Below are 1,275 nucleotides of genomic sequence, written 5' to 3' on the forward strand. Positions count from 1 at the left end.
TTTTTCACCCAAGCGCTGTCTGAGCGCGATCCTGAACTGTTCGGCGCGATCACGGCCGAGCTGGGCCGCCAGCGCGATGAGATCGAGCTGATCGCCTCCGAGAACATCGTCTCCGCCGCGGTGATGGAAGCGCAGGGCTCGGTGCTGACAAACAAATACGCCGAAGGCTACCCGGGGCGCCGCTACTACGGCGGCTGCCAGTATGTCGACGTTGCCGAGAACCTGGCCATCGACCGCGCCAAGCAGCTGTTCGGCTGTGAATACGCCAACGTGCAGCCGAACTCCGGCAGCCAGGCCAACCAGGGCGTGTTCCAGGCGCTGATCCAGCCCGGCGACACCATCCTCGGCATGGACCTCGCCTCCGGCGGCCACCTGACCCACGGCGCCGCGCCGAACCAGTCGGGCAAGTGGTTCAACGCAGTGCATTACGGCGTGCGCGAAAGCGACAACCTGATTGACTACGACCAGATCCAGGCACTGGCAAACGAGCACCAGCCGAAGCTGATCATCGCCGGCGGCTCCGCCATCCCGCGCCAGATCGACTTTGCCAGGTTCCGTGAAATCGCCGACAGCGTCGGCGCCTATTTCATGGTCGACATGGCCCATATCGCAGGCCTGATCGCGGCCGGGGAGCACCCCTCGCCGTTCCCGCATGCGCATGTGGCGACCACCACCACCCACAAGACCCTGCGCGGCCCCCGCGGCGGCATGATCGTGACCAACGACGAAGCCATCGCCAAGAAGGTAAACTCGGCGATCTTCCCGGGCATCCAGGGCGGCCCGCTGATGCATGTGATCGCAGGCAAGGCGGCAGCCTTCGGCGAGGCGCTGAAGCCGGAGTTCAAAGCCTACCAGAAGCAGGTCAAGGCGAACGCGGCAGCGCTGGCGGACCAGCTGATCAAGGGCGGCCTGGACATCGTGACCGGCGGCACCGACACCCACGTGATGCTGGTTGACCTGCGCCCCAAGGGCGTCACCGGCAACATCGCCGACAAGGCCCTCGGCCGCGCCCATATCACCACCAACAAGAACGGCATCCCGTTCGACCCGGAAAAGCCCACCGTGACCTCGGGCCTGCGCCTCGGCACCCCGGCCGGCACCACCCGCGGCTTCGGCGAGGCGGAGTTCCGCCAGATCGCCGACCTGATCATTGAGGTGATCGACGGGCTGGCGGCCAACGGTGAAGAAGGCAACGCCGACGTGGAAGCCGCGGTGCGCGCCAAGGTTGCGGACCTCTGCGCCCGCTTCCCGCTGTACCCCAACCTGTAAGCCGTA

Annotated in this window: 1 protein-coding gene; it reads left to right on the top strand. The window is 66.3% G+C overall.

The window, feature by feature from the left end:
* Nucleotides 1-1,269, top strand: a 1,269-nt coding sequence (gene glyA, locus KUV26_RS23485; protein WP_315900175.1) for a serine hydroxymethyltransferase, incomplete at its 5' end; no start/stop codon positions are given.
* Nucleotides 1,270-1,275: the final 6 nt, after the last annotated feature.

The organism is Leisingera daeponensis (assembly GCF_019801465.1).
Classification (GTDB): domain Bacteria; phylum Pseudomonadota; class Alphaproteobacteria; order Rhodobacterales; family Rhodobacteraceae; genus Leisingera; species Leisingera daeponensis_A.